The sequence below is a fragment of the Eudoraea sp. genome, from assembly GCF_049665975.1.
Taxonomy (GTDB): Bacteria; Bacteroidota; Bacteroidia; order Flavobacteriales; family Flavobacteriaceae; genus Eudoraea.
Map to the genome: position 1 here is coordinate 1 of NZ_JBATGR010000510.1, position 8,176 is coordinate 8,176.

Annotated in this window: 5 protein-coding genes and 1 pseudogene; 1 reads left to right on the forward strand and 5 read right to left on the reverse strand. The window is 37.0% G+C overall.

The genetic code is table 11. The annotated features are described in order from the left end of the window. Positions 1 to 3,894, forward strand: a 3,894-nt coding sequence (locus tag WBN20_RS16210) for a T9SS type B sorting domain-containing protein (protein ID WP_424282437.1), incomplete at its 5' end; no start/stop codon positions are given. A gap of 56 nt (positions 3,895 to 3,950) precedes the next feature. On the opposite strand, the gene WBN20_RS16215 is transcribed toward WBN20_RS16210, so the two are convergent. From WBN20_RS16215 to WBN20_RS16235, 5 genes and pseudogenes are all read right to left on the reverse strand, one after another. After that, entirely contained in the window at positions 3,951 to 5,165 is a 1,215-nt protein-coding gene (locus WBN20_RS16215; RefSeq protein ID WP_424282438.1) for a hypothetical protein, read from the reverse strand. Between the two features lie 104 nt (positions 5,166 to 5,269). Continuing rightward, the gene (locus tag WBN20_RS16220) at positions 5,270 to 5,668 is read right to left on the reverse strand and encodes a c-type cytochrome (RefSeq protein WP_424282439.1); all 399 of its coding nucleotides are present in this window, start codon (positions 5,666 to 5,668) and stop codon (positions 5,270 to 5,272) included. A gap of 64 nt (positions 5,669 to 5,732) precedes the next feature. Then, a complete protein-coding gene (locus WBN20_RS16225; RefSeq protein WP_424282440.1) occupies positions 5,733 to 6,635 on the reverse strand; it encodes a hypothetical protein in 903 nt (300 codons plus the stop codon). Further along, positions 6,635 to 7,975, reverse strand: a complete 1,341-nt coding sequence (gene nrfD / locus WBN20_RS16230; RefSeq protein WP_424282441.1) for an NrfD/PsrC family molybdoenzyme membrane anchor subunit — start codon at positions 7,973 to 7,975, stop codon at positions 6,635 to 6,637. Before nrfD ends, WBN20_RS16225 begins: the two co-directional genes overlap by 1 nt. A gap of 18 nt (positions 7,976 to 7,993) precedes the next feature. Then, positions 7,994 to 8,176 (reverse strand): annotated as a pseudogene (locus WBN20_RS16235) (hypothetical protein); the annotation flags it as partial.

Consider the following 8,176-nt stretch of genomic DNA (forward strand, 5'->3'; position numbering starts at 1 on the left):
GGTTCAGGCCTGCCTGATGAGACATTTGAATATGATATTGGCGGCGGATTTCAAACAAGTCCTAATTTTATTGTACCAAATCCTGGTGATTATACCATAATTGTAAGGGATGGTAATGGTTGTATCAATAGTATAGTTGCCAGAGTATTCGATTTCTTTGCAATTACCGCAAGTGCTACAACAGAACCTACATGTAACGCGGGAGATGGCGTGATAACAGTGAATACAACCGGTGGTAGTGGTAACTTTGAATTTCAACTCAGGGATAATTTGTTAAATCCAATTGGCCCGCCGCAAGGATCAAATACATTTATCAATGTAGTACCCGGGAATTATAACATTTTGGTAACCGATTTGGATTCTAACACCATCCCACTATGTGAGGACAATGCAATAGTTGATGTTACTATTGTGAACACTCCTGTGATATCGGCAACACCTAAAGGAGACATCACTTGCAATGGTGCAAATGATGGATATATATCCGTAGAATTACTACCGGGATCGGATACTGACAGCCCATTTACCTATGTCTTATACGATGGTGGTACTGCAACGGTAGTAGATGGCCCTCAATCAACAGCTATTTTTGATAATTTAGCACAAGGCACATACCAGGTTGAAGTTATATCAGACAGAGGTTGTACAGATAGATCGGGAGACGTTGTTATTTTTGAACCTACGCCTTTACAAATAGCTACTACCAATACTGAATTTACCTGCGACCCGAGCAGTAACCGATTTAATACGGCTACCATAACAATATATACAGATACTAATGGAGATGGTACAGGGGCCAATACCGGTACCCCAACCTACACCTATAGTATGAATGATGGAACTCCGGCATTTGATGGAACTAATTTCCAGACAAGCAATGTCTTTGAAGTAATTGATAATGGTACAGATCAAACCATAATTTTAACAGCTAAGGATCAAAACGGTTGTGAAATTACAGATACAGTTACTATTAACGCACCGGTAGGACTCACTTTTACGTTTAACGTGAATTCTATTAGTTGTGATGCTTCGGGTACTGGAGTGAGTCCGGGTTCAATAGATATAATAATGGATCAGGGACCAGGAAATTATGATGTGGAAATATTGCCTTTAGGATCTGAACCAATTCAGAATTCTGGTGGTAGTGATACAGTGAGTTGGGCTATTAGTACACCCGGGGACTATATATTTGCAGTTACCGATGTTGGAAACGCGGGTTGTACCTACCTCACTCCTGTAGTAAATGTTCCCGACTATAATACCATTGAGGCTCTTATTGCCGAGACTAAACCCGTAACCTGTTTTAATGGTTCTGATGGGGAGATGAGTATTCAAATAAATAATTATAGTGGAATCTATAATTATGAAGTATTCTCGAGAGATAATGCAGGAGTTGAAACAACTACAGGCGTTACCGGTACCTTTGATACCAACATTCCTGCTCAAAATCCAGGCATTATTACAGGTCTTCCAGCAGGGAATTTGCTAGTTTATGTTGAGGCTCTGGACATTCCTTATTGTGATGCGGTTAGTAATATAGCCACGGTTAGACAGCCAGACAGGGCTTTAACTGTCGCGCTTACACAAACGGCAGAGGTTACTTGCGCAATTCCGGGACTGGGAGAAGTATTTGCAGTTGGTGATGGTGGCTGGGGTAGTTTTGAATACCAGTTAATAGCCCCCGATGGCATTACTATCATACAAGATTTTCCGAGTACTAATGACAGCTTCTCAGGTTTATCTGATGGCATATATACAGTGAATGTAAGAGATCTGGAAGGATGTATTTCAACCAACACAATTAATTTAGCACTGCCTGCACCAATTTATGCAGATATTCAGGTTGTCACACCTTTACAATGTAACAATGATAATAATGGTGAAATAGAAGCCTTTAATGAAAGTGGTGGTCAGGGTCCTGGTAATTATTTGTACCAGCTTAATCGACTAATTGACGGTACCAGCAGTGGTATACAGACCACTACCAATTTTGGTAATTTATCCGCAGGTGATTATACGATTACTGTTTTTGACGGATGGGACTGTAGTTATACAACTGTTCCTATTACTATTGTAGATCCGGAAGTAGTTTTAGTAGAACTTGTTGAATTGTCACCCCCCGGTTGTGGTGATGTGGGAGTCATGGAATTAACGGTAACGAATCCTGAAGTTGGGGTAAGTTATTTCTTCAGGCGTTCAGGAACTGCAGATCCGTTTTTACCTTTGGATGCACTAGATCCTACGGCGACTTCTGTACAGATTTCTGAGGATATTACTATTGATCCGGGACCATTTCAATATGATGTACAAAACTCTAATGGATGTCCTTTTGAAAAATCTAATCAAATATCTCTGGATCCGGCAGCACCTTTGGTAATAGCCTTAGATTTAGCCAACGCTACCATTAATTGCGCCGGTGAGGCAACTGGTATTATCCGTTCTGAGGCTTTTGGTGGGATTGGTAATTACATTTATTCCTTACTTAATTCAGATACACCGCCTTTCCCTTCAGGAGGTAATGTAGAAAGAAGTGCTCAGGCGTCAGGAATATTCAGAGACCTTGGACCAGGAACCTATTGGGTTTATGCAGAGAGTGGTGGATGTACTGCCATTTCTACCCCAATTACTATTGTAGATCCACCACCATTGGTACTGGATTACATAGAAGCAGTACCTGTTAGTTGTAATGGAGATATGGATGGTCAGCTTATTCTTGAAGCAAGCGGCGGTACCGGAATTATCCGTTATTCTATTGCTGACCAGTTAAGTGAATTCTTTGAGGCCGATGATCCTTTATTCCCCAATAGAAAGACATTTACTGATCTGGGACCAAGAAGTTATGAAGTTATTATTCAGGATGCTTTGGGTTGTACCATAACCCAGACCATTACAATAACGGAACCTATGGAATTAGTGGCAGGGATTGTAGATTCTACACCGGAAACCTGTCTGGGTGATCAGGACGGTACGGTAAGTTTAGAGGTGCTGGGCGGAACCGCTCCTTATGAATTTGCATTAAATTCATCGGCTGATGTGGACTTTGCACCTAACCCTTCTATGTTCTGGGATAATCTTGTTGGTGGAGATACTTATGTAATCTTTGTAAGGGATTCTAGAGGTTGTGAAACCAATGTTATTGTTCCTATTGGAATAGGAGTAGAACTGATTGCCACGCCAATTATTCAATATGGTTGTGATGGGATATTCCCAAACAGTACGGTTACTGTTGAAATGCAAGATCCCAGTCAGTACTCAGAATTGCTTTTTGCACTAAATCCTGCAGATCCGACAGATGCAATTACTGCACTGGCAACAACCGATAGAATCTGGGGTGATTTACCTGCAGGAGACCATACCGTATATATTTATCATTCCAACGGATGTACAACCTTCGTGGACTTTACCACAGATGCATACGAACCGCTAACGCTAACTGCCGTCAAAAGTGGGCCTAATGAAATTACAGCAACGGCTATGGGTGGTTATGGTGGTTATGAGTATTTCTTCCAGGGGGTATCTTATGCTGATGTAAATGTTTATGAGACCAATGAGGATGCCGTTGTTAATATTATGGTCAGGGACCAGGGTGGTTGTGAAGCTATAATAGCAATACCTTTTGATTTTACTGGAATGCTGGAAATTCCAAATTTCTTTACTCCTGATGGAGATAACAATAACGAATTGTGGTTTCCAAGAAATAGGGACTACTTCCCAGATATTGAAGTAAAAATATATGACCGATATGGTAGGGTAGTGGCAGTATTGGATCAGGTTTCCGGATGGGACGGTAAATACGACGGGAACGAACTACCTTCTGGAGATTACTGGTATGTAGTGAATGCTAATGACAAGGAAAGACAACAATATGTTGGACACTTTACTTTATATAGATAGGAATAAGAAAGTCATTTCAAAAAACAGGTGTCAATAAATTTTGACACCTGTTTTATTTAATGGGGGATCTGTTCTGCGACAATGGCATCTATTTCATCGGCTTTTAGTTTATCTCCGGTATGTTTTATGAGTTTTCTCATAACCCTATTTGTAGATTGTCTAATTTCCTGAGAATCTTCTTTTATGCCTTTGGCTTTATAATAGGCCTTAACCTTATTATTTACTATTATTTTATGTTTAGCTAAAAATACTCTTAAAGGAGCTTCCTGATACCATAGACTGAATGCCAGAAGTTCTTCTGTAATAATTTGATCTACTTTACCAATGGAGGCATTTCTCCTTTCACGTGTGTTTTCCAGCCCTACTGAAATGGTATCGAGATCATAGAGGGTTACATTGTTTCGATGAATCAATTCTTTATTAATATTACTTGGCAGTGCCAGATCAATTAACAGTAATTTTTTATTTTCATTCACAATGTTATTTATCAACCGGTGACAATTGCTTGCAGCACTGATAATTACATCAAAACCATGGAAATCATTTTCAAGTACTTTATCCCAGGGATAAACCTTGCAATCATATCTTTTTGCTAATAGAATTGCCTTCTTTTCGGTTCTATTACTGATATAAATATCATTAAAAGCAAACTTTGAATTATACTTAAAAAGTTGTTTTACAATATCACCTGCTCCTATAAATAGTATTTTTTTTGTCTGCTTGTAGTCTTTGCCGAAAGTGCTGTTCACCATTTTCAGCGATTTGTAAGCTACTGAGGTGGTACCATCCCTAAATTCAGTTTCGTTACTGATTCGCTTATGGCTTTTAAAAACGGTCTGCATTGTCCGCTCCAGCAAGGAACCTTGTAATTGGTTGGTAATTGATAATTGATGTGCTTTCCTTATTTGATGAATAATTTCTGCATCTCCCAATATGGAAGATGATAGTCCTGATGAAACTTCTAATAAATGCCTTACCGTGTCTTCGGTGGAATTGCTTAGATCAAATAAATTTTTATCTATGGCAAGATTCCTTTCTTTATAGTTTACCAAAAAGTGTAGTAGTTCTAAAGCTGTTGTATCCGAAGATTCAATATAAATTTCAGTTCTGTTACAAGTTGTAAGGAGAAATAAGCCTACAATATCGGGATATGTATTTTGGATAAGCTCAATTAAACTATTCTTTTCACGATCTGAAACATGATATTCCTCGCGTTTAGAAACAGAAGCTGTTTTGTGCGAAATACTTATAAAACGTAAAGTCTTACTCATAGTAAAGGATTCATCTTTAAACTTAATATTGTTCATTAATAGTATCTAAGTCTTATGTTCGACTAAATTCGAACTATTTTATCAATGCCAAGGTTAAGCTGGTTTTATTCTTTCATTGTTCTCATATAATTAACAATAAGCCACCTGTCTTCGTCATCAGGCATTTTTTTGGTGTATTCGGGCATATCTCCCCTACTAAAAGAGGTTTTGTAAAACAATTCCCCATCTGTTTGTGCCTGGTATTCGGCAGACGAAAAATCTCCTAAATCACCTTCTACATCTTTTGCTTTAGGTCCGTCGCCATACCCTTCTTTCCCATGACAGGATTTACAGTGCTTACTGTATAATGATTTTCCTATTGCCAAATCTACTGAGGGATCAGTTGGGTTTTTCATGTTTACATATTCTGCAGGGACTACCCATTCATCCTGCACTTCAGAAGTGAAAGAAAATATGGTAAAACTTACAATCCCGATAATCATAAAGAACTTGAGTGTTTTCATTTTATATTTATTTGTAATTATTACTTCAAAAACCAAACCAAATTTTTGATTTATTTAGACTTTATTATGAATTTTCCGTTTTTAACTCCAGTTTTTTCCCTTCTCTCTTAATTTTAAGTAAATTGACAATAGTGTAAATGTAATTCGCCCAAACGCCAACCAGTAAAATGGTTAATACCACGTACATCCAAATAGGAGCTGCTTCTGACCACAAGGTATATTTATCTTCCTTAATTTGCTTGTTAAATATACCCCAATTGACAGTTTTCTTTTGAATTACATCTCCATATATTTCATGATCTTCAAGTATTGCGTAAACTGTGAGGTCTCCATTTGAATCTCCGGGTAAATCTTCAGGAAATTCAAATTCAAATTCACCATTTTCGATAGTGCCTTCCCCAATATTCATTTTGGAAAGCATTCCATCAACAGAAATAATAATATCGGCCTCATCTAAAGGAATTTTCATACCCAGACTATCAAGGGTATAAGATTCAACCATAACGATCTTGAGGCTATCTTTTTCTGTTAGGCTAAGTTCCAAATTCAGGTTTTTTATACTTATTTCTTCTTCATCACTATCTAATTCATCTGTGCCTTCAAAAATTGCTTTAAATACTATATTTCCTTCCACATCCATCAAATATTGCTGGTTTTCAGGAAGGGTGATTTTGGCAATTCCCTCTTTGGAAGTTTTTGATTTACCTAGCAATACCTCTTCTTCGTTCAAGACGTTGAAGAATTTAATTTCAGCCTCATAGACAGGAACTCTATCCTTTCTATCTTTTTTATTTGCTGCAATAAAACTCGCTTCAAGTATCCGAACATTATCATGTTGTTTAATGGTTCTAAAATTAAACCTCAACCTATAATTGGTAATATCTTGTTCTTGCGCAATCCCAGCGGTATTGATTATTAACCCCAATAGTAAAATAAATACTGAATATCTGGTTAAAGTATTTTTCATTATTTCCGATTTTGGGTCGTAATTTTATGTTTTCCTTTTTGCTCTCTTTCGTTGTCAATAATTCCCGACATTGGTATAATTGGTACAAGTTTCATGATTAGTATGAAGAATAAAACGAAAGCTGCAATTCCTGCAAAGCTCAGAGCCCACTCAATCCAGGTTGCCGAGTAATGGATAAATTCAGGTCTTGTATCTTGGATTGGCAGATATGGGGTTTCTAATGTAGGCACAACTATTAAATACCGGTTAAACCATAACCCCAGAACAGCGATAACTGCAGCAAAGGTTATTGATTTAATAGTTCTGTACTTCTTAAAGAATAGAATAATTATAGGCACCAAAACACCAATATAGTTTGCAAAAATAAATTCCCAGAAATAGCGGTTAAATAAGGTGTTTAATAGGTTAACATCATGAATTTTATGACTAAACCATCTTGAGAAATATTCGCTAAAAGTAAAATACCCAAATAATAATGAAATTACTAAAAGAACTATACCAGCTCCGATAAAATGAACCTTCCTTATGTAATGATCTAGTTTAAAATACTTGCGTATCAGGAACATCGCAATAATAATAACTCCAACACCTGAGTACAAGCCCGCTACAATAAAATATGGAGCAAAAATAGTACTGTTCCAGCCGGGTTGAAGTGTTAAACTAAATATCCATGCTAATACCGTATAAGCTATGATTGCAAGAACAATGATCATCGCAGACATTGTTCTGGTTATTTTATGTAGTCTTTCACGTTGAGAAGTGGTATCCTGATAATTCAAAGCGAGTGATCTGTATAATTTTTGTCTCCAGGCAGGAGTATCCTCACTATTATCGCGCAGTATTGCAAAATCGGGAATAAACGTTAAATACAAGTATATAAAACACCCTATTAAATCTGTTATTATCGCGATAATATCCCAAGTTATTGGCGACTGTATTCGAGGATAGATAAATAGATAATGTAACCTGTCTAATCTACCAATGCAGAGTAAAATAAATATCGGACCTATAATTAATGATAAAACCGTTATAATTTCTACAATCCTCAAAATAGAATTCTTCCAGGGAGTTTTAAAGAAGTGTAAAATACCACCTATAAATGCCCCTGAATAACTTAAACAAACAAAAAAAATGAAATTAATAATATAAATACCCCAAACAACATTATCCCGCATCCCTGTAACCTCATGTCCCTTCACAATTTGAATTATAAAGGCAATCACTCCAACTAGTATTATAGCTATCAATAATCCAACCCATGTTTTTAGTAAAACACTAGATCCAACCAACATAGGCGAGAATTCTTTTACTAATTCTCTTTTTCTCTGAATGACATCCATTTATGCGAAAAATTAAGTCTAAATTTTACCTTTCTTCTTTAGTTCCTGTACATAAGGAACATCATTGTAACGTTCAATGATTTCTTCATCCACGTCGAATCCACGTTCTAATGGAAATTGTCTATCTACAGCTGGCAAATAATATACATTGGGTTTAGTTCCTAAATGCTCCAAATGCCGATAACCACCGCGATCTCTTAT

Coding starts and splice junctions, on each gene's coding strand:
- nrfD (WP_424282441.1), bottom strand. CDS start 7,975: ATGGATGTCATTCAGAGAAAAAGAGAATTAGTAAAAGAATTCTCGCCT.
- WBN20_RS16215 (WP_424282438.1), bottom strand. CDS start 5,165: ATGAGTAAGACTTTACGTTTTATAAGTATTTCGCACAAAACAGCTTCT.
- WBN20_RS16225 (WP_424282440.1), bottom strand. CDS start 6,635: ATGAAAAATACTTTAACCAGATATTCAGTATTTATTTTACTATTGGGG.
- WBN20_RS16220 (WP_424282439.1), bottom strand. CDS start 5,668: ATGAAAACACTCAAGTTCTTTATGATTATCGGGATTGTAAGTTTTACC.